The sequence below is a fragment of the Psychrobacter sp. NG27 genome (assembly GCF_016106655.1).
In the GTDB taxonomy this organism is placed as follows: Bacteria; Pseudomonadota; Gammaproteobacteria; order Pseudomonadales; family Moraxellaceae; genus Psychrobacter.
Genome location: NZ_JADGIN010000004.1, coordinates 121,167 through 141,735 on the forward strand (window position 1 = coordinate 121,167; position 20,569 = coordinate 141,735).

The window sequence follows — 20,569 nt, forward strand, 5'->3', positions numbered from 1 at the left end:
CTTTATATAAGGCATTTTTATACATCTTATATTTTAATAGCCTATTGGCAATTGATATACTCTCTACTACTTGATAATGCCTGCTCATAAGACGGATGCCCTAGAGCGTAAAATATTATCCTACTATCAAATAATAAAATAAACAAGGAATCGCCATTTAGTAAGTAAATGTTGGGGTTGTATAATAATGATACTGTATAGCTCGTAAGCGCTAGGCGCTATAACCACCATTTGGCATATGATCGAGCAGCATTCACGCTTATGCATTAGTCCGATACAGACATTTAAAAACAAAAGCCATTTGTTGAACGCATATGTTAATGACGCGCATACCCAAGCCATATCGACTGCCTTTGTCATATGATTATATAAGTAATATAATCCTCCAAACGATGATAAAACCTTCATTCATAAACAAAGCCCCTGTAAACTATGACTATAAATCAGCAAGATTCTTCACTCATGCAATCATCAATAGACACTATCGATTCTGACGATACGACAGAAGACAGCATCGATATCACGCATCTACGCACGCCTATCAAAGTCGATTTATCCCCTGTTTATAATTTCTTGGGTGCTAGAACCACACAAGCATGGGTAGATGCTGCGATGAAAAACCTGCCGATGATTATTCAAGACCATGCCAACTGCGAAAAAAAAGCGGCTGGTACTGCCATGAACTTGATGTTTCGTTATGAGTTTTCTTATGATTTGCAGCGAAAGTTGGCGCAGCTCGTACGTGAGGAGATGCTGCACTATGAGCAAGTGCTAGGTATCATGAATGAGCGCGGGCAAGACTGGGCATATCTGGGTGCTGGGCGCTACGCTAAGGGCATGCTAAAACACAAGCGTACTTATGAGCCTGCAGCGATGGTCGACGTATTGATTATTGGGGCATTTATTGAAGCACGTTCTTGCGAGCGGTTTGCTGCATTGGCCGAGGTCATCAATGATGAGCGTCTGGCAAAATACTACCGCTATCTGCTCAAATCAGAGAGCCGTCATTTCGAGGATTATCTCGCGCTGGCTCAATCGTTGTCGGACGAGAATATTGATGAACGAGTCGCGTTTTTCAAAGATGTAGAAGCTGATTTGATAAGCAGTTCCGACTCTGAGCTACGCTTTCATAGCGGCACACCTATCTAAAAAATCTTTCTATATCCTATACATAACTACTTCTTGTAGCTATTTTAATGAGAAGTAGAGACAAAAAAATAGTATAGATAGCAAAAAGGCACAGCGATTGATAGGGGTTCTATACTCCTATCAATCGCTGTGCCTTTTTATCAATGCCTATATGTTGCTATCTATCAATGTAATCAAAACCCTACTTATCATCTTCCATCAAAGAACTGTCATACTGCTTGTGGTCTTTTGCAATATTATGTGGATCATGGTCATCAGTGGCTGTTTCTGCCGCTGCTGGATTAACTTTTTGCAAGGCATCATCAGGTACGATGCCATGATTGTCGTTCGAGTCTTTTAGTTTGTAATCAGTGCTATCATCTTTGTCTTGTTGCGTATTCATTGGCATTCCTTGCTGTCTGGTCGAACTCTATGTTCATTGTCGTTAATAGCTGTCACAGTTGATAATCACTATTATTCAGCTCATAATTGATTATCAATGAGTTACTCTACTATCCTAACTACTGTCTACCTTTAAGGATTTTCTTAGTCTTTTAGGTCGGTATTCAGCGTACGACTTTGTGCATTATCAACAGTAGCATAACGATTTATATCATTAATTTCATTACTTTTAGGCGATACGTTGCCAACTGTCTCTTCATTGATATTATCATCAAAACCGTTACCTGGCTGGTCACGGCGGTCAGGCTGGCGAGCAGGGTCATCATTCTTATTCACATGCTCTGAACCTACGATGCCAGCTTCAAGTGTCTCTGTGCCTTTATTGGTAGTGGTATATTTTTCTGCGCTCTCATTATCTATATTTTCATGCGGCTTCATAACAATATCCTTATAATTTTTTTGTTGATTAGGGCGTGTTGAACATTCAAATGTGGTGCTGGCAGTGACTATTTTTTAGACAATATGCAGTGAAATTTTTGATGCCTAGTCATTCTAGGTGAAACAATTTCGCCATATATTGGCAAAAAAGAGTACTGCCCTGAAAGGCTGATGCTAAAATCATCCCAAATGTTGTTACAAACCTAGCTAAGGTCTCGACATTATCGTCGGTTTGCGCCTAGTTTGGTGCAATTTTAACAATCAGCAGCCCTAATATTTGAATGTTCAACACGCCCTAACATCTGTTAGTTATCTTTTTGACTTAGATCGTAAGCGTTCAATTCACTGACATTTTTACCGCCAGCAGGGAGGTTCTCTTGTTTACGTGGATCGGCATAGACTTCATCAGTCTCTTGTGACTCCTGTTCAGGGCCATCTATTTCCGGCTCATGCTTACGCCCCGCGTAGCTGCCTTCCGGATTTTCTGTCACAACAGCTGCTGGATCGTCCACCACCACTTTTTCTTCAGTGTCTGTCTGTTCGTTAATAGTCATAGCGTCTCCTTCGCATTATTATTAGTTGTGCGCGTTTGGTGGGGTATGTTAACTCTACGTTTCTGTTATGTCGTTAGAGTGCTTACTTATCAGTGCGCAGCTCATCGTTAATAAAAGAGGTCTGCTCAGCATCACTAAGCTGCTCAGGGGCATCAACGTCTTTATTCTCTTTCAGATTTTTTTCAACTTCTTGGCCGTTTACTCGTTCAGCGGCTTTCTTGATATCTGACGTATCGTTATTAGTCGTACTCATAATGCATTTCCTAGTTTTATAATTGGTTTTGTCAGTCTTGCTGCGTTAGCTGATTCGTATTGACCAACGCTAGCAGTGACATCAATTATAAGTAGGATATTGCGTCATGTACCAGTGTGCTGCCGTATCAATGTGTGAATATATGTGAGGTTACAAGACAGTTTGTAACTTTTGCACTTTGTTAGCACAAAAAAACCAAGCACCAGTATTTACCAGTGCTTGGTTAGATAGTCAGTCAAATGGTCAATCGTTCGCTAAAAGCACTGATGCAGGTTAGCTAGACTCTTCAACACGATTGATTGTTTTTAATAAATACTCTTGTGCAACATGTGGCTCCTCGCCTGCTGTTGGCTGTAACTGCTGCCAAACGCCCGTACCATCGAGTGCCCATGCTTGTGTATTGTCCTGCAGGTAATTGAGCAACCCATCTTGGTAAATTTGTTTAAACAGTTTTTTGTTTTCAATTGGGAAGGCCACCTCTACTCGGTGGAATAAGTTACGATCCATCCAGTCAGCACTACCACAATACAGACGCTCATCGCCGCCATTGTAGAAATAATAGATGCGTGTGTGCTCTAAGAAGCGCCCGATGACAGAACGTACCGTGATGTTTTCCGACAGGCCTTTTACTTGCGGACGTAGGCAACACATAGAGCGTAGTATCAGCTCAATGGTGACGCCTGCTTGTGAGGCATCATATAACTTATCAATCAGGCGACGCTCAGTGAGTGCGTTGGCTTTAATAATGATATGAGCACGCTTGCCTGCCTTGGCATGAGCGATTTCATCATCAATAAAGCTCATCAACTTCTCGTGTAAGGTAAACGGCGCATGTAGCAGTTTTTTGAGGTTGGCAGGCTTACCCATGCCGGTCAGCTCTTGGAAAATCTTATGAACGTCTTCTGAGATGTCAGGATCTGCGCTAAACAAACCATAATCAGTATAGACCTTGGCATTGGCCGCATGATAGTTACCTGTGCCCAGATGCACGTAACGATGGATTCGGTCGTCCTCGCGGCGTACGATTAGCATGAGCTTGGCATGGGTTTTATAACCCACGATACCATAAACCACCACCGCACCAGCCTCTTGTAAATAGTTGGCAACAGCGATATTGGACGCTTCATCAAATCGCGCACGCAGCTCGATAACTGCCGTGACTTCTTTACCATTGCGGGCAGCAGCAGCCAGTGCCTTGACGATTTCTGAATTGGTACCTGACCGATACAACGTCTGTTTGATTGCCAAAACTTTCGGATCGCTGGCAGCTTGCCACAGCAAATTAATAATGGGCGAAAACGAATGAAAAGGATGATGAACCAGCACGTCGCTTTTGCGCATAGCAGCAAACATGCTGGTCGACTTGTCTGATTTGTCCATTTCTCGGCGAAATGCTTTTGGCAAGATGTGGGTAAATGGCTGATAGCGTAGCTTAGGAATATTAAAGTCAAACAACAAGCGCGTCAGATTGACAGGACCATTGACACGGTACAACTGATTGGCATGCAGCTCAAACTCATTGAGCAAGTAATCACTGATGTGTGCAGGGCAATTGGTGGTGACTTCTAGACGTACTTTGTCACCGAAGCGGCGGTTTTCAAGCTCGCCCTCTAGTGCCTTGGCAATGTCCTCAACATCATCTGCCAAATCCAAATCGGCATTACGCGTCAGCCTAAATTGGTGACAACCCGTCACACTCATGCCAGGAAACAACTCACCGATGTGCTCATGAATGATCGCAGATAGCATGACATGATGCTCTTTGCCACCCGTCAGCTCATCTGGCATGCGAATCACGCGCGGCAGACTACGAGGCGCAGGGACAATCGCCAAATTGATATCACGTCCAAAGGCATCTTTGCCCTCCAACGTGGCGATGAAGTTTAGGCTCTTATTGACCAGTCTAGGAAATGGGTGCGCCGGATCGATACTGATCGGTGTCAATACTGGCAATACTTGCTCGGTAAAATAACGCTTCATCCATGCCGACTGCTTCGCGTTGAGCTCTTCGCGTTTTAGGTAGCGAATATCTTCGAGTGCAAGGGCCGGCAGAATATCTTCATTCAAAATACGATACTGCTCACTGATCGCCTCATGAGTGATGGCAGATATCTCGTTCAATACTTCGCTAGGGCGCATACCATGGGCACTAGTGGAGACATCAGCGATATTGAGCTTTTGCATGATACCCGCAACACGAATCTCAAAGAACTCATCGAGGTTGGATGAAAAAATAATCAGGAAAAACAAACGCTCTAACAGTGGATGGCGAGGACTGGCTGCTTGCGCCAAAACACGAAGGTGAAACTGTAATAAAGACAAATCGCGATTGATATAACTATTAGCCGAGTAATTGCCATCTTCTGAACGTTGCCAGTCTATTTCGGCCAAATTAACCTGATGACTATCGATTGGGCTATCTTTATGACTGTCATCATCTATGAAGATATTAGCCCTGTCATCAACACTATTCATATCAATCATCTCATTAGTATCGTCATTATTGCTCTGATTGTTAGTCATCTCTACCACCTCACTACTCCTTTTGCGTTATCGATACACCATCATCTTATATTTCATCATCTGTCTAAACGGGTATGGCACCACACAAACGCCCTAAGACGCTTGCGGCAATACCGCGTTTTTCATGCGTTTTTTGATAATGCGCTGCTTGTTACGTAGGGCTTTGTCGCCTTGATTGTCTTGGTAATATTTTGGATTGGTCAGCATCGCAATCAGTAGTGCTGACTCATCTCGATTCAGATTGGCCGCAGACTTATCAAAATAGTGGTGCGCCGCTGCATCGATCCCATAGATACCATTACCAAACTCGGCCACATTGAGATAAGCGGTCATGATGCGCTGCTTGTCCCACAGCGTCTCAATCATCACGGTAATCACTGCCTCTTCCGCTTTACGAACATAAGAGCGATGCGAGGTCAAAAATAAGTTTTTTGCCAATTGCTGGGTAATCGTTGAGCCACCAGCAGACTTTTTCCCTGATTCCTCATTTTTCTTTTGTGCCGCCTGAATACCTTTAAAATCAAAGCCATTATGTTGGCTGAACGTCGAATCCTCACTCACAATCGCTGCTTGCTTGGCAGACTTGGCGATAGCATCATACTCAGCCCACGTCTGCGTGACCGTGCCGCCTGTGAGGCGATGGGTCAACATAAACATGCTGTTATTAATCGGCTGAGTCTTCCAAATCAATAGCAGTCCAACGACCAATATATGGAAGGCGACGACCAACAACATAAGTGCCAATAACAGTCGTTTGATGAATGTGCCAAAACTTGTCATGCGCGATATCCGATTGGTTAAAAGGTAATAAGGTAAAATAGGTGACCTGTTGGCAAGCGTGAATCCGTAACCTTAAGCCAGTTATCAGTAATCCCCAACAGCAGGTCATCTTACCTAATCTCACAATCGCTGTCATTATTTACCCCACTTCTTTATGATGTAATAAGCCGAAAGCGCACTAAGATGCGTTGAGAGGCAAATCTTCATTCAGTGGTGAATCAATACCTATTGACACCAAGCTCTTTGCGACGGATATTAAGTAGATATCGGAATAAGAGAATATTGACATAAAAGAGTATTGAGATGAGAGAATAGTCATGCACGATGATAATAATATAGACGCGCTACGGGCGCGGATTATTGCAGCCAATGCCAGCCTTGACACTACTGAAAACCACCATCAATGGTGGCTACTGGGCACATCAGGCTGTCATTTATGTGACATCGCTGAGCAAATAATTAGCCAGTTTCAGGCGGTGCAACCGATCAGCTATCAAAAAGTCGATATTGCAGACTTTGATGAGACGCTGATGATGGCGTTTGCCACGACCATTCCTGTGATTTTGACACCCTCAAAGCGCTTAAACTATCCGTTTTCGGTGATGGACTTACAGCAGCTGCTCATTCAATAATATCAACCTTATAGTCAATCAATGTTAAAAATGGTACAAGGCAGACGAGCGCAAGTACTACAGTCGTAGGCTAAGCGAGTCTAACGCCCTAACACTTTAAGAGTAGTTCGACTATATAATAAAGATGCCCTATTACAATGACGAGGTGGTGACAAATCATGGAAGCATTAAAACCTGTCTTAAAAAAGATCACAGAAATCGAAGACTTACGCCGTGTCGCTGAGCGTAAAGTGCCGCGTATGTTTTATGACTATGTCGATTCAGGCTCATGGACTGAGACCACCTATCGCAGTAACGAAACTGACTTTGACCGTATTAAACTGCGACAGCGGGTATTGGTCGATATGGACAATCGCAGTCTGACGACACAAATGATTGGTGAATCTGTCAAGATGCCAGTCGCCATCGCGCCTACTGGGTTTACTGGCATGATGTGGGCAGATGGCGAGATTCATGCAGCGCGAGCGGCTGAAAAATTCGGCGTGCCCTTCTCGCTCTCAACCATGAGTATCTGCTCTATCGAAGATGTCGCCACCCATACCAGTGCGCCGTTTTGGTTTCAGCTGTATGTCATGCGCGATCAAGACTATATGGCCAATCTGATTCAACGGGCAAAAGACGCCAATTGCTCGGCACTGATATTAACTGCCGACTTGCAAGTCATGGGTCAGCGTCATAAAGACATCAAAAATGGCTTATCTGCACCGCCTAAGCCGACTCTGACCAATATCATCAATCTAATGACCAAGCCGCAATGGTGCATGAATATGCTCGGCACCAAACGCCGTAGCTTTGGTAATATCGTCGGTCATGCCAAAGGCGTTAAGGATTTGTCCTCATTGAGCTCATGGACAGAGGAGCAATTTGATCCACGCTTGAGCTGGGATGATGTCGCACGTATCAAAGACATGTGGGGCGGTAAGCTCATTGTCAAAGGTATTATGGATCCTGAAGATGCCATCATGGCTGCCCGTAGCGGTGCCGATGCCTTGGTGGTCTCTAATCATGGCGGTCGTCAATTAGATGGCGCACCTTCCTCTATCTCTGCGCTGTCGAACATTGTACAAGCCGTGCAGGCTGAGGATAGCGATATCGAGGTGTGGTTAGACAGTGGCATTCGCTCTGGTCAAGATGTGCTAAAAGCCATGGCACTGGGGGCAAAAGGTACCATGATTGGTCGCGCTTTTCTTTACGGTCTGGGCGCTTATGGTGAAGATGGGGTACGACGTGCGCTTGAGATCCTCTATAAAGAGTGTGATCTGTCGATGGCATTCTGTGGACATACCGATATCAATAAGGTCAAAAAGGACATCTTGATAAAAGGCACTTACGAGAACCTCAACGTTGCTCATCGTTAAGACTGTCGTCAAAACACATTATCCACTATCCATTATTCACTATAAAATGCACTACTTCTTAACTCATGATGTCATACAGATGTATGACATTATTTGACCATACCCTTTATACTGTATTGATAACATTCTAATGATATCTCGCCTTTATGACCATTCAACAATTATTAAAAACAGCCCCTATCACTACCCTGCTATTAGCCAGTTTTATTGGGTTATTCATCATGCAGATACTGACAGGCGTCGATGCCAATAATCCCTCAACGGAGGCGCTGCTAAACTGGGGCGCAAATGCATTGCCTTACACCATGCAAGATCAACCATGGCGATTGGTCAGCAGTGCGTTTTTGCACATTGGTCTCATGCATTTATTGTTTAATGGCTTTGCGATGTATTTTTTTGGGCAGATTGCCGAGCCGATGTTTGGCTCAGCCAAGTTCTTAGCGTTATTTTTGCTAGCGGCAATCGGTGGCAATCTACTCAACAACTATGTCACATGGCAAGATATCATCGCAGGTACCGGACAGCCTGGCATATCAGCTGGCGCGTCAGGCGGTATCATGGGTATTGGCGCGGCATTATTAATCGCAGCACTATTTAAGATATCGGTCAATGGCATGGTGCTGAATCTCAAAAGCCTGATATTCATCATGGGTATCAACCTTGTCTATGGCTTTGCCGTACCGGGTATAGATAACGCGGGTCATATCGGCGGTGCTATTACCGGACTAATCATTGCATTGGCTTTCGCGATTGGTTACCGTCAGCGACTAGCCGTCGCGCTACAAAACGCCGCTATTCAGCAGCAGCGCCATATCAACCCTTATCAAACCAACTATTCATACAGTACTCACGACAATACACCATATAATCATCAGTATAGTGACCCGTATAATGATCAACATGATAATCAAGCCCACTACAATGCCAACTCTATAGACCAGTCGCCTCACCTTGGTGCTAATTCAACCGAGCAAGATACTGCGTTTAATGACCATGATATGAATACTTCAGATATGCATCCTGATACTGCCAACAGTGTGACTGATATCCATTCATCGTTAGATAATAGCGCGGCTCATAATAGTAGTATTGAACCCAAAGCACTGAAGAAAGCCTCTTTTATTTGGCAGCTACTGCCTTGGATTGTGATGCTGCTTATCAGCATTGGCTTTGTCTGGTGGTGGCAAGATATTCATCAACAAATCCTACAAGTACTAAAAGCCATTGAGTAAATGCTCATACTTATCTATCATTGCTATATAGCTGCCGAAAACCGCATACTGATTCGTTTTATTGCTTCCCATTTTGAACACGTTGTGCCCAATCGCATCACTCAGTTATCTATACTCACTCACGAGACCCAATTATGTTAAATCTTGCCGCGCTCCCTAATATCACTACACGTACTATGTTTAGTGCGTTAACCGCTACTGCTCTATTTAGTGTCGCTAGCTTGTCTAACGCCGCACTTTTTAATGAAAACTTACCGACTGACAAGGATGCTGAGTTCAGCGTTGGGGTCAATGTCATGGCAGTCAACTCAGCCTACGATCTTGAAGACAACACTGAAGTGCGGGTGCTGCCAGGTGCATTTTATGACAACAATAGAGTTTATTTGCGCGGTGCTCAAGCCGGTGTCTATGCAATCAATGATGGCGTCAATCAGTTGTCTGCCTATGCCAAGCTTGCTGGTAGCGAGTTCGATCCTGATGATGCCAACGGCGCGCTTCAAGGGCTTGATGAGCGTAAGGCATCAGCAGAAGCTGGTCTGAGCTATCAACGCCGCACCCCTATTGGCGGCTTTCGCGCGCAGATAGGTACAGACGTGCTCGATCGTAGCGGCGGTAACACAGCTCGCTTAACGTATCTTGCTCGAATCACCAAAGACAAGCTCACCGTCTATCCAAGCATTGGTTTTGAGTATCATGATGCTGACTACAACGAATATTATTATGGCGTCAGTGAAAAAGAGTCAGCCGAGACAGGTGTTGCCGCTTATAAATCAAATTCAAGCTTGAATCCTTATGTGAACATCAGTGCCAACTATGATTTCAATAAGCGCTGGGCAGGGTTTGCCAATCAAAGCCTAAGCTATGTACCAAATGAGCAGTACGATAGCCCAATGGTTGATTCACGTACTGAGTCAACGACGACGCTTGGTTTGCTTTATAAGTTCTAATTGAGCTTTAATTTTGGATAATAAAAAGACCTTATCGCATAATGTGGTAAGGTCTTTTTATTATCAAAAGTATTAAATACGCTAGATGATAGTTCAATCTTAACTTAGCAACTAGTTGTATGTAATTACCTTTACGACTTTTGAATATTGTCATCAATCCAACGATACTGCCTGATACGACCCTCTTCCTTGGTTTCAAATACTCTTTTATCTTCTTTAATGACCGCTTTTAATAACCACCCAGCATCTTTACCGGCTAATTTGGTAGCGTCTTCTTTATCTTGATGCTTATCATATAACCTCATTAAAGGCGTTCCTTGCCAATGAAAATTATCGCCACCCATCAAATCTCTTAGCGAAAACCACTCATCTTTTCTATTTTTACACCAGCAATACACACCACCTTGTAAAAAAGATTTTATATTCTGCTTCTCTTCTGACGTTATTTTATACACGTCATACACTGTCTGCCCATCGTCCAAAAACATAACGCATCCTTGTCTTATATATAAAAAAATATCGCTCACCAAATAGAAATACATGCGGTACTTAATGCTTAACCCGTTATGGTATCTACTATTTTTTGACCATCAGGCATGCTAGACATTACCCGAAGAAAAACCACATTACGATCAAGAGTTTTTTTAATTTTTGCAGCTGATAAAGGGGTTTCTAATACCACAAAATCTATTAAATTTTGATAATGACATTCTTCTGCTTCGCCATAATGATCCTTTTTAAGAGTATCACCAGAACCTTTGCCATAAGCCACAATACCCACGCCATTTTCATATAAAAAAACGATATCGTTTTTCTGTATTTTGTCGATATTGAACTTCCATGGGCTATAAAACGCCTCAGCAACACCCTCACTGATCATTTCTTTATGAGCATTTAAATCGTGTCTTTTATTGGTATTCAAAACATAAAAATGGGTAGAAACCGACTCATCAATCTCATCTTCTGTAATTGCCTCCTCAGCAACCTTAACACCTTCCTCAATGAGTTTGAGCATCACATCTTGCTTTGAGACTGATAAATACTCCGCCAAATCTTCAATAACCAATTGCAATTCTTTTGGAATCCGTACTGTGGTGGCGACCAACTCACTTTTTGCCTTTTTAGACTCACGAATCATACTTTTGATGTCTGACATAATCATTCTTCCTGTGCTAAGCGAGTGTAAATTATTGCATGGATTCAAAATAGATGCAATATCTATATTAAAATAATTGTATTATAAATGCATAATTACAACCATATGAAAATAATAGTGCAAACACTTACAATAGATTCATGCAACCCTTTGATGCAAATATTAAGCACAAAAAAACCTTGCCACATAACGTGACAAGGTCTTTTTTATTTCTAACTTCTCAATAGAATCTAAGCATTGCTTTTTAAATACGCTAACATAGTGTCTGCATCTGATACTTCAAATGGGTCTATTGGACAGTTATCGCCAAAATCAGCTTCCTTAAACACTTTTTTAACTTCTTTATTGTCGACAACCATCGAATAACGCCATGAGCGCATACCAAAACCAACATTACTCTTGTCAACAAGCATGCCCATTTTGCGAGTGAACTCACCATTACCATCAGGAAGTAAGAAAACGTTTTCACGGTTTTGCTTTAGACCCCATTGGTACATGACGAACGCATCATTGACAGAAATGCAAACTACTTCATCTATGCCTAATGCCTTAAACTCATTATAAAGCGCTTCATAACGAGGGAGATGGCTGGTCGAACAAGTTGGCGTAAAGGCACCTGGTAGAGAAAACACAACCACTTTTTTATTGGCAAATAACTCATCTGTGGTTAGATCATACCATGTAAACGGGTTGTCTCCTCCAATAGAGTCATCACGAACACGAGTTTTAAAAGTCATATCAGGTACATGGGTAATCATTGTTTACTCCGATTTAGGTTATTGTCTTTTTTATTTATAAATTCTAAGTGGAACAAATATGACGCTGCTACCAGAAAGACGATTGCAAATGGTACTTATCGTACATTAAGCAAGTCTGACATCGTAGCAGCGTCATTATTTGGTCTGCTGCTTACTTAGGGTTCACCATATCAGCAGGAATAACCCACTCATCAAACTGCGCTTCGGTTAGCAATTCCAACTCAACCGCAACTTGCTTCAAGGTTTTGTTTTCTTTATAAGCAGTTTTAGCGATTTTCGCAGCATTCTCATAACCTACATGACGGTTCAATGCAGTTACTAGCATCAGTGAGTTGTGCAAGAAGTCATCGATTTTGTCTTTTACTGGCTCGATACCAACGGCACAGTTTTCATTGAAGCTGTTACAGCCATCACCCAATAGTTTGATAGATTGCAATAAGTTAAACGCGATAACTGGCTTATAAACATTTAGCTCAAAGTTACCTGATGCGCCAGCCATGCTGATTGTCACGTCGTTACCCATAACTTGAGCGACAACCATCGTCAATGCTTCTGACTGAGTTGGGTTTACTTTACCCGGCATGATAGAAGAGCCTGGCTCGTTCTCAGGAATCGTCAATTCGCCTAGACCACAACGAGGACCTGATGCCAACCAACGTACGTCGTTAGCGATTTTGTTCAAGCTAGCTGCTAGCGTTTTTAGTGCGCCTGACGCAAATACTTCAGCATCACGAGCCGCTAGTGCTTCGAATTTGTTTGGTGAGGTGACGAATGGCAAGCCAGTCAAAGTCGCTAACTGCTCAGCAGCAGTCACTGCATAATCAGGATGAGCGTTTAGACCAGTACCAACTGCAGTACCACCTAATGGCAATTCATATAGACCTTGTAGCGCGTTATCAATACGTACCAATGAGTGATCAAGTTGGCTGACATAGCCGCTGAACTCTTGACCTAAGGTCAAAGGCGTGGCGTCTTGTAAATGCGTACGACCGATTTTTACGATGCTATCGAATTCTTTGGCTTTAGCAGCTAATGTGTCGCGTAGTGCTTTTACCGCAGGAATCAATAAGCTGTTGATTTGACGAGCAGCAGCCACACGAATTGCTGTTGGGAAACTATCGTTGGTAGACTGTGCATGGTTTACATGGTCATTTGGGTGAATGGGCGTGTAGCTGCCGCGCTCAGAACCAGCGATTTCGTTAGCACGGTTGGCCAATACTTCGTTCATGTTCATGTTTGACTGCGTGCCAGAACCCGTCTGCCATACGACCAATGGGAATTGATCCGTTAGACCACCGTTGATGATTTCGTCAGCAGCTTGCACGATGAGATCACGCTTGTCATCTTCGATACGCTCAAGACTAGCATTGGTGATTGCAGCAGCTTTTTTGACCAATGCCATCGCTTCAATCATTGGACGCGGCAACGTCTCGCCACCGATTTTGAAGTTTTCGCGGCTACGCTGAGTTTGCGCACCCCAATAAGCGTCAGCTGGGACTTCCACGTTGCCCATGGTGTCTTTTTCGGTACGAGTTGCCTGATTCTGTGTCGACATAACTACCCTCTTTGATGGTTTGTTGTTTTATGACTGCTTCGTAAAAAGTGCAACAGCTGCTGCACATAAAGGAGAATACGATGTAAAGTGGCGTTATGATAGCATGACTAGGACGTGTTGAATATTCACAAATAGCCATTGCTAACGTCTAAAAGCACCAGTAACCATCAACTTAATAAATTATCGGATAGTATAGATATGCATCCTGAACTAAAAAACGTAGCGTCAGAGGAACCAGAAGTTAGTAACCCACCTAGACGACTATTTACTCGCCAGCGTCGACAGTTAAGTGATGGCACGCGTAAGAATATGGGAAAAGCAGCGAGTGCGCATTTAACTAAGTTACAGCAGCGATTACCAGCACATGCACGCATTGGCCTATATTATGATGGCTTTGGCGAGCTACCCACTCAGCCACTATTGGACTGGTGTCAGCGCTTAGGCTATTTACCTTATTTACCAGTCGTCGGCTCGCTTGGTCATACTAGCGATGGCAGTGATGATAAACGATTGCGCTTTGTACCTGTCTATCATTCAAAACTAGTCAATGTCCCCACTCGCATTCATCAATTGGGCATGAAGCAAAATCATAGTCGCGCTCTGCTATGGGTGTCAGAATTGGATGTAATTATCTGTCCACTAGTAGCGGTAGATTTAAACGGTAATCGGATGGGTATGGGTGGCGGGTTTTATGATACGACGTTAGGCAAAGGCTATCGTTCGGGCGCTAAAAAGCCATTGAAAATTGGCTGGTGTTATGACTTTCAAGTGGTTGAGCAATTAGCACGTCAACCGTGGGATGTGCCATTAGATGGCTTAATCACACCAAGCGGCATAAGGTGGTTTTAATGAAAGACGATAAACAGTTTGAAAAAGACTCTAGCGCTGAACATGTGGATGAATATTTGCAGACATTAGGCAATGAGGACGCTAGAGAGCTGCGTTACTACAGTCAAGAGCAACCGTTTAGCTCTGAGGAGATGACAAGGCTAGTCAATGAAGATCGTCTAAATAAACTGCTGGCGGAGAGCGATGCTTTTTTGAGTAGTTTAAGCGGTGAGTTGAGAGATTTTGATGAAGATGGCCTCTGATTTGAGTAGAGTACGCCCAGCGCACTAGAAAAAAGGTTAAGCTCAACTATCAGTGCGCAAAGCGCACTCTACTCAACTCAGCTAATAGAAAATGCTTGACGTTTCAAAGTTGGGTTTGAAATCTAGTCTCTAACAACTAAGTTAGCCTATTTCTAACTTACGAATTAAATCTATTATATAATTACGCTCTTCTTCATATTTAGCCTTATCAATAGCAAATACTTCCATATAAGGATCACTTCTCACATACGACCATTGTATTAATTCAGGATCGCTCTTTGCTTTTTCAGATAATAAAAGTCTAAGCCCTTTTAACAATAACTCTACTTCATTTTGACTAAAACCTTGAGTGTCCATGATGTCTAGCCTGCATATAATAGATTAGATTGTTTAAAAGTTAGCATCAATTAAACACCAATGGGAGCTGTAAGGTGCGCACGGCACACCCTACAAAGCTACTGAGCATTTTACACATATTAAAAACCTACAACACCATCGCAGCTATCCAACCAAACACTAACAAAGGAATATTGTAGTGAATAAAAGTGGGGATTACGCTGTCTTTGATATGGTCATGCTGACCATCTATGTTTAGACCAGAGGTTGGCCCCAATGTCGAATCTGACGCAGGCGAACCCGCATCACCCAGCGCACCAGCCGTACCAATAATCGCCACGGTTGCCAATGGTGAAAACCCTAACGAAATACATAGTGGTACATAAATCGCGGCCAAAATAGGAATGGTGGAGAATGACGAGCCGATACCCATGGTCACAATGAGACCAATCAATAGCATGATAAATGCGGCCATCGCTTTATTACCACCGAACAGTGACGCAGCACCATCGACCAATGGCTGAATCTGCTCAGTCGCTTTCATGACTTCCGCAAACCCTTGCGCGGTAATCATAATAAAGCCAATCATCGCCATCAGCTTGATACCATCATTAAAGACGCCATCAGCATCACGCCACTTGACCACGCCTGTCGCCATAAACACACCAAAGCCAAACATCGAACCAAGTAGTAGCGAATCAGTATATAACTGTACAACAAAAGCAGTCACGATAGCAGCCAGTGCAACCAGCGTTTTTAGCTTGCTTTGCGACTGTGCCCCAGCGGCCGTTTTGCTTAGGGCATCGCCTTCTACTACGGCATCATGCGCTTGCTGATCTATCGCAATCTGCTGATATGCGCGTGGTTTACGATAGCTGATAAAGACGGCGACCAGCAAACCAATGAGCATACCAAGTGCAGGAATCGCCATGGCCTTGACCACAGAGATATTAGCGACATCAATGCCCGCTTCGCCGACATTTTTGAGCATAATCTGATTCAGATAGATATCACCAAACCCATAAGGGATGAACATATAGGTGGTGACCAGTCCAAAAGTAATCAGACAAGCAATCAGACGTCTATCGATGTGCATTCGATTGAATGCTAACAGTAATGGCGGTACCAGTAGCGGAATAAAGGCAATATGAATAGGGATTAAGTTTTGGCTAAAGCAGCTCATGGTAATGAGACCTGCAAACAGCATGTACTTAATCATGCCACTCGTGCCAGCAGCATCTATACGCCTAATCACAGCACCTGCCAGTGATTGCGGCAAGCCCGAATGAGCAATCGCGACCGCAAACGCCCCTAGCAGCGCATATGACAGTGCAATCTCTGCACCATTACGAATGCCTTCTTGAAAGGCATTTAGCGTATCGGTAATGCCGAGACCGGCTAGCAGTCCACCTGCCAGCGCCCCGATTAATAAACTGAGCACCACGTGCACTCGCGAAAGCGACAGCCCTAGCATAATAATAACGGCTAGCAATACTGCATTGATGGCCATGTGTTGCCCCTTGTTCTTTATACTTTGGTCGTATTGAGACCTATGAATATTGCAACTGATGAATAGCGCTCGATTGTCTATAACCTCTCAATATCAGAGCCTGTTTTAGACGCGCGCCAGTTTACCTTATTTTAGGTATAAAGCCTACGTATAGAACCGAGTAGATATCCACACAAGCAAGCAAGTTTGATCCACATCGACCAAACCCTCTTTATATTTGCTGACTGTCGTATCCTTCATAGACCAGTGCCATCATTGACGAAACATCATTACCGACATTAATAGCATTGTTTACTGGGTACTCAAGCAACTATTTAGCAAAGATAAGCAGGCGACTTTGCCAATCAGCCTTGCAATTTTTTGTGTGAACACCATTTATCTAAAGATGAACCACGAACTTGACTTTACAAGTCTGGGGAACGAGGAAAAATACATGAGTGAACATAATATTGATAAAGACAACATCGACATCGATGTATCATCTGCCCTTAACGTTGACACTGACACAACGACTGGCACTGACGCTAATATCAGTGCTGACGCGGATAATGAGACAGAGAGCTCATCCACGGATGAACTAACTGCCTCGTCTGACACTGTCAAAGATGTCGAAGATGAAAGTTATTTGCCGCTGCTGGCTTTACGTGACGTCGTCGTCTATCCGCATATGCAAATTGCACTCTTTGTGGGACGCGCGCCATCGGTAAAAGCCGTTGAGCTGGCACAGGCTGAGTATGGCAATAAAGTACTGGTCGTCGCTCAAAAAGACTCACTGACCGAAGACATTGATCAAGACAACTTGTATCAGTACGGTACGGTATGCCGAATCGTCAGCACCATGCCGCATGACAGTGATGAGAATTGCATCAAAGTATTGATCGAAGGTCAGTACCGCGCCCGTGTCGATAATATCGAAAGTCATGACGAGCTATTGATGGCGAGATTTGAGCGTGCCGATCTTGATGTCAGCATGGATGAGAGCCAGCAAAAGAACACCATTCAGGCGCTAACAGCCCTATTCGAAAGCTATGCAGATGCGCGCCTGCGCAATGCCCGTGAGCTGACTCGTGTGGCCAAGCGTATTGATGACTTGCTTGAGCTTGTGTACTTCATCTCAACTCGTGTGTCGATGGACCTTGATATCAAACAATCTTTCCTAGAAAAAGACGATATCAAAACGCACATCAATACCTTGACGGAATATTTGGTCAAGCAAAGTGCTGAGCAAAACATCGAGCAGGACATCCAAGAAGCGGTTCGTCAGCAGATGGAAGACAATCAGCGCGAGTACTTCTTAAACGAAAAAATGAAAGCCATCAAAAATGAGCTGTCAGATATGAATGACGGTGCATTTGATGGTGAAGATGATGTGGCTGAGCTAGAGCAGCGCTTAGAAGATGCTGACTTGCCAGAAGATGTCCGCAAAAAAGCGGAGCAAGAGTTTAAGAAACTTAAGATGATGCCACCTGCATCGAGTGAATCGTCAGTCGTACGCAACTATATTGAATGGATTTTGGACACGCCGTGGAACGCGACGACCAAAGTTTCTATCAATTTAGACAAAGCCAAAACGGTATTAGACGAAGATCATTATGGCTTGCAAGATGTGAAAGACCGCATCTTAGAATACCTCGCCGTGCAATCACGTGTGAAAAAACTTCGTGGCCCGATTTTATGTCTCGTCGGTCCTCCAGGTGTCGGTAAAACCTCATTGGGTGAATCGATTGCCCGTGCCACTGGTCGTAAGTTCGTACGTATGGCGCTTGGCGGCGTGCGTGATGAAGCGGAAATTCGTGGTCATCGCCGTACCTATATCGGTGCAATGCCAGGTAAAATCGTTCAGTCACTTGCGAAAGTAGAAGTCAAAAATCCGCTGTTCTTATTAGATGAAATCGATAAGATGGCGCAAGACTTCCGCGGTGATCCAGCATCAGCCTTACTTGAAGTGTTAGATCCCTCACAGAACGATACGTTTAACGACCATTATTTAGATATGGACTTAGATCTGTCGCAAGTGATGTTTATCTGTACGGCAAACAGCATGGATATTCCGCCTGCGCTGCTTGACCGTATGGAAGTTATTCGCTTGCCAGGTTACACCGAAGAAGAAAAGGTCAATATCGCGCAGAAGTACCTCGTGCCAAAAGCGATTAAGAATAATGGTCTCAAAGAGGGTGAGATTGAGATTGTCGAAGCGGCATTGCACAGCATCGTTCGCAGTTACACGCGTGAAGCAGGTGTGCGTAACCTTGAGCGTGAAGTGAATAAAATCTGCCGTAAAGTGGTACGCGGTTCGGTTGAAACACATGGCGCACGTGCTCCGAAAAAAGCTGAACGTCAACTAGTGACAGTCGATGACAAAAACATCGATGACTACCTCGGTGTGCATCAGTATGACTATGGTCTGGCTGAAGAAGAGCCTGAGATTGGCCGTATTACTGGTTTGGCTTGGACACAGGTTGGTGGTGAGTTATTGACTATCGAAGCAGTCGCAATGAAGGGTAAAGGTGAGCTTAGCTTTACTGGCTCACTTGGCGATGTGATGAAAGAGTCTATTCGTGCGGCGATGAGTGTGGTTCGTGCTCGCGGTGAAAGCTTAGGCATTGACTATGAGACGTTTAAAACCACTGACGTCCATGTGCATATGCCTGAAGGTGCCACGCCAAAAGATGGCCCATCAGCTGGTGGTGCATTGACGACAGCACTGGTCTCTGCGTTAACGGGTATTGCCATTCGTCCAGATATTGCTATGACAGGTGAGATTACCCTGCGTGGCAAAATCCTACGCATCGGTGGTCTTAAAGAGAAGCTACTCGCAGCGCATCGCGGCGGTATTAAGCATGTCTTGATTCCAGCGACCAATGAGCGTGATTTGGCTGATATCCCTGATAACGTTAAAGCAGGTTTGACCATTCAACCAGTTGCCACGATTGAAGAGATATTAAAAGTAGCATTGGTCAGTATGCCAGTTCCAATCAAGCCTACTAAAGTGACGGTCGATAAAACCAAAGGTAAAGCATTGCACAGTTAATAAGTGGTTCTGTTATTCACTCAACCTAACTAATCCTAATAAGCCGCTCATCACATGATGGGCGGCTTTTTTATACGTTTATTTCAAAAAAACGTGTATTTGTGCTGATTTTAAAAGCATACGATACTTACATTTATTCACTGATTGTTGCGCTTTTGGTGAATAACTATAGAGTTAGCTTGGCTATACTAACTCCGATGTTAACGAATATTTATACGAGTCTTAATAGAACAATAACCATAAATATTCGAAAGCTAATGACGACTAAAAATAATGACTAAAATAATTGGAGAGAATAATGAATAAGACAATGCTTGCAAGTGCCCTATTATGTGGTTCAGCGTTAGTGATGACTGGTTGCCAGACAGTAGAAGGTCAAATGCAGACAGGCAATCCACTAAACCAACCTGCTCTAAAATCAACGATACACACCGTCAGTAGTGATAAAAAAGAAGTCGGTCAAGTATTCTTACGCCCAGTGGATGACGGCGTACAAGTATACGGTAAGCTGATGAATCTACAGCCAGGTCAAACCGTGGCGCTGCATATTCATGAAACAGGCAGCTGCGCCGATATGGGCAAAGCGGCAGGTGGTCACTTTAATCCAGACAATAAGCCACATTCTAACCCAGACGATATAAATGGTCATGCAGGTGACTTGCCTAACCTAACCGCGAATGAAAACGGCGTAGCGACCATCAACTATGTGAACAAGAAAATATCTGCGGCTGAAGCAGGTAAATACAGCGTTAACCGTTTAGCCTTTATCGTTCATGGTGGTACTGATGACTATACCAGTCAGCCAGCGGGCAATGCAGGCGACCGTGTTGCTTGCGGTATCATCGAAAAGATTTAATAGTGTCTGAACTTAGCTATTGTTGATAT

Annotated in this window: 21 protein-coding genes; 9 read left to right on the top strand and 12 right to left on the bottom strand. The window is 43.7% G+C overall.

Annotated elements, in window-relative coordinates; genetic code table 11:
- Nucleotides 1–462: 462 nt before the first annotated feature.
- Complete coding sequence (locus IP485_RS08175; RefSeq protein WP_198326812.1) at nucleotides 463–1,149, top strand: tRNA-(ms[2]io[6]A)-hydroxylase; 687 nt, start codon at nucleotides 463–465, stop codon at nucleotides 1,147–1,149.
- 181 nt (nucleotides 1,150–1,330) lie between these two features.
- Here the strand turns inward: IP485_RS08175 and IP485_RS08180 are convergent, their stop codons facing one another.
- The 6 genes from IP485_RS08180 to mtgA all read right to left on the bottom strand — a co-directional run bounded on the left by IP485_RS08180 (nucleotide 1,331) and on the right by mtgA (nucleotide 6,078).
- Complete coding sequence (locus tag IP485_RS08180; RefSeq protein WP_198326813.1) at nucleotides 1,331–1,531, bottom strand: hypothetical protein; 201 nt, start codon at nucleotides 1,529–1,531, stop codon at nucleotides 1,331–1,333.
- Between the two features lie 143 nt (nucleotides 1,532–1,674).
- Complete coding sequence (locus IP485_RS08185; protein WP_198326814.1) at nucleotides 1,675–1,968, bottom strand: hypothetical protein; 294 nt, start codon at nucleotides 1,966–1,968, stop codon at nucleotides 1,675–1,677.
- Nucleotides 1,969–2,273: 305 nt separating this feature from the next.
- Nucleotides 2,274–2,522 carry a hypothetical protein gene (locus IP485_RS08190; protein ID WP_198326815.1) on the bottom strand — a complete coding sequence of 83 codons (249 nt, stop codon included), beginning with the start codon at nucleotides 2,520–2,522 and terminating at the stop codon, nucleotides 2,274–2,276.
- 82 nt (nucleotides 2,523–2,604) lie between these two features.
- A complete protein-coding gene (locus tag IP485_RS08195) occupies nucleotides 2,605–2,775 on the bottom strand; it encodes a hypothetical protein (protein ID WP_198326816.1) in 171 nt (56 codons plus the stop codon).
- Nucleotides 2,776–3,048: 273 nt separating this feature from the next.
- Nucleotides 3,049–5,298 carry a polyphosphate kinase 1 gene (gene ppk1 / locus IP485_RS08200; RefSeq protein WP_227686477.1) on the bottom strand — a complete coding sequence of 750 codons (2,250 nt, stop codon included), beginning with the start codon at nucleotides 5,296–5,298 and terminating at the stop codon, nucleotides 3,049–3,051.
- Nucleotides 5,299–5,391: 93 nt separating this feature from the next.
- The gene (gene mtgA / locus IP485_RS08205; protein ID WP_197176114.1) at nucleotides 5,392–6,078 is read right to left on the bottom strand and encodes a monofunctional biosynthetic peptidoglycan transglycosylase; all 687 of its coding nucleotides are present in this window, start codon (nucleotides 6,076–6,078) and stop codon (nucleotides 5,392–5,394) included.
- 317 nt (nucleotides 6,079–6,395) lie between these two features.
- Here mtgA and IP485_RS08210 point away from each other — a divergent pair, with 317 nt between their 5' ends.
- From IP485_RS08210 to IP485_RS08225, 4 genes are all read left to right on the top strand, one after another.
- A complete protein-coding gene (locus tag IP485_RS08210) occupies nucleotides 6,396–6,710 on the top strand; it encodes a glutaredoxin family protein (protein ID WP_198326818.1) in 315 nt (104 codons plus the stop codon).
- Between the two features lie 158 nt (nucleotides 6,711–6,868).
- A complete protein-coding gene (locus IP485_RS08215; protein ID WP_198326819.1) occupies nucleotides 6,869–8,068 on the top strand; it encodes an alpha-hydroxy acid oxidase in 1,200 nt (399 codons plus the stop codon).
- A gap of 146 nt (nucleotides 8,069–8,214) precedes the next feature.
- The gene (locus IP485_RS08220; protein ID WP_198326820.1) at nucleotides 8,215–9,300 is read left to right on the top strand and encodes a rhomboid family intramembrane serine protease; all 1,086 of its coding nucleotides are present in this window, start codon (nucleotides 8,215–8,217) and stop codon (nucleotides 9,298–9,300) included.
- Between the two features lie 134 nt (nucleotides 9,301–9,434).
- Entirely contained in the window at nucleotides 9,435–10,247 is an 813-nt protein-coding gene (locus tag IP485_RS08225) for a MipA/OmpV family protein (protein WP_198326821.1), read from the top strand.
- Nucleotides 10,248–10,378: 131 nt separating this feature from the next.
- On the opposite strand, the gene IP485_RS08230 is transcribed toward IP485_RS08225, so the two are convergent.
- From IP485_RS08230 to fumC, 4 genes are all read right to left on the bottom strand, one after another.
- Nucleotides 10,379–10,735 carry a hypothetical protein gene (locus IP485_RS08230; protein WP_198326822.1) on the bottom strand — a complete coding sequence of 119 codons (357 nt, stop codon included), beginning with the start codon at nucleotides 10,733–10,735 and terminating at the stop codon, nucleotides 10,379–10,381.
- 68 nt (nucleotides 10,736–10,803) lie between these two features.
- The gene (locus IP485_RS08235) at nucleotides 10,804–11,403 is read right to left on the bottom strand and encodes a hypothetical protein (RefSeq protein WP_198326823.1); all 600 of its coding nucleotides are present in this window, start codon (nucleotides 11,401–11,403) and stop codon (nucleotides 10,804–10,806) included.
- Between the two features lie 230 nt (nucleotides 11,404–11,633).
- Entirely contained in the window at nucleotides 11,634–12,161 is a 528-nt protein-coding gene (locus IP485_RS08240; protein WP_110923162.1) for a peroxiredoxin, read from the bottom strand.
- A 151-nt stretch (nucleotides 12,162–12,312) separates the two neighbouring features.
- On the bottom strand, nucleotides 12,313–13,716 hold the full coding sequence (fumC, locus tag IP485_RS08245; RefSeq protein WP_197134523.1) for a class II fumarate hydratase: 1,404 nt from the start codon (nucleotides 13,714–13,716) through the stop codon (nucleotides 12,313–12,315).
- 198 nt (nucleotides 13,717–13,914) lie between these two features.
- On the opposite strand from fumC, the gene IP485_RS08250 reads away from it, so the two are divergent.
- Entirely contained in the window at nucleotides 13,915–14,565 is a 651-nt protein-coding gene (locus IP485_RS08250) for a 5-formyltetrahydrofolate cyclo-ligase (protein WP_198326824.1), read from the top strand.
- On the top strand, nucleotides 14,565–14,807 hold the full coding sequence (locus IP485_RS08255) for a hypothetical protein (protein ID WP_198326825.1): 243 nt from the start codon (nucleotides 14,565–14,567) through the stop codon (nucleotides 14,805–14,807). Before IP485_RS08250 ends, IP485_RS08255 begins: the two co-directional genes overlap by 1 nt.
- Before the next feature lie 141 nt (nucleotides 14,808–14,948).
- Here IP485_RS08255 and IP485_RS08260 read toward each other — a convergent pair whose 3' ends face one another.
- Nucleotides 14,949–15,164, bottom strand: a complete 216-nt coding sequence (locus tag IP485_RS08260) for a hypothetical protein (protein WP_198326826.1) — start codon at nucleotides 15,162–15,164, stop codon at nucleotides 14,949–14,951.
- 127 nt (nucleotides 15,165–15,291) lie between these two features.
- Nucleotides 15,292–16,653 carry a Na+/H+ antiporter family protein gene (locus tag IP485_RS08265; RefSeq protein ID WP_227686478.1) on the bottom strand — a complete coding sequence of 454 codons (1,362 nt, stop codon included), beginning with the start codon at nucleotides 16,651–16,653 and terminating at the stop codon, nucleotides 15,292–15,294.
- A 433-nt stretch (nucleotides 16,654–17,086) separates the two neighbouring features.
- Between IP485_RS08265 and lon the strand changes: the two genes are divergently transcribed.
- Both lon and IP485_RS08275 read left to right on the top strand, forming a co-directional pair.
- Complete coding sequence (lon, locus tag IP485_RS08270; protein ID WP_227686479.1) at nucleotides 17,087–19,684, top strand: endopeptidase La; 2,598 nt, start codon at nucleotides 17,087–17,089, stop codon at nucleotides 19,682–19,684.
- Between the two features lie 298 nt (nucleotides 19,685–19,982).
- Entirely contained in the window at nucleotides 19,983–20,540 is a 558-nt protein-coding gene (locus tag IP485_RS08275) for a superoxide dismutase family protein (protein ID WP_198326827.1), read from the top strand.
- Nucleotides 20,541–20,569: the final 29 nt, after the last annotated feature.